The organism is Streptomyces sp. AC627_RSS907 (assembly GCF_019049165.1).
On the sequence record NZ_JAGMUE010000815.1, the window covers coordinates 1 to 787 of the forward strand.

1 protein-coding gene is annotated in these 787 nt (G+C 76.6%); it reads right to left on the minus strand.

The genetic code is table 11. From position 1 onward, the window contains the following. A partial coding sequence (locus KUM32_RS38790) for a (Fe-S)-binding protein (RefSeq protein WP_254406724.1) occupies positions 1-787 on the minus strand: 787 nt, incomplete at both ends.

The window sequence follows — 787 nt, forward strand, 5'->3', positions numbered from 1 at the left end:
CTCGCCGTTCGGCCAGCGCCTCCGCCAGCACCTCGGCCAGGTGGCGGGCGCGCTGGCCGGCGAGTTGGTGGAGTTGCGTACGGCAGGAGAACCCGTCCGCCAGCACCTCGGCGCCGGCGGGCCGGTCCCGTACGGCGGGCAGCAGCGTCTCCTCGGCGCAGGCCACCGAGACCTCGTAGTGCCCGGCCTCGAAGCCGAAGTTGCCGGCGAGGCCGCAGCAGCCACCGCTGAGTTCGCCGGTCAGCCCGGCCCGCTCGCGCAGCGTGCGCTCGGCCGCGTCGCCGAGCACCGCGTGCTGGTGGCAGTGGGTCTGGCCGACGACGGGGCGGTCCAGGCGCGGTGGGCGCCAGTTCGGCGCGTACTGGTCCAGGACCTGCGCGAAGGTGAGCACCGACGCGGCGAGTCGGGCCGCGCCTGGCGTGTCGGGGCCGAGGAGTTCGGGCAGGTCGCCGCGGAGTGTCGCGGCGCAGCTCGGTTCGAGGACGACCAGCGGCAACCCCGCGTCGAGAGCCGGGGCCACCGCGTCCACGGTTCGCCGCATCACCTGCTTGGCCCGGTCGAGCTGGCCGGTGGAGACCCAGGTCAGCCCGCAGCACAGCGGCCGGCCCGGCCCGGTGGGCGGCACGACGACCCGCAGCCCGGCGTCCTCAAGGACGGCGACCGCGGCCCGTCCGACGCCCGGCGCGAGGTAGCTGGTGAAGGTGTCGGGCCACAGCACCACGGTGGGCCGGTCGCGGCCCCGGTCCCGATCCTGGGCACGGCCCCGGTCCCGGCCACTGTCCCGGTC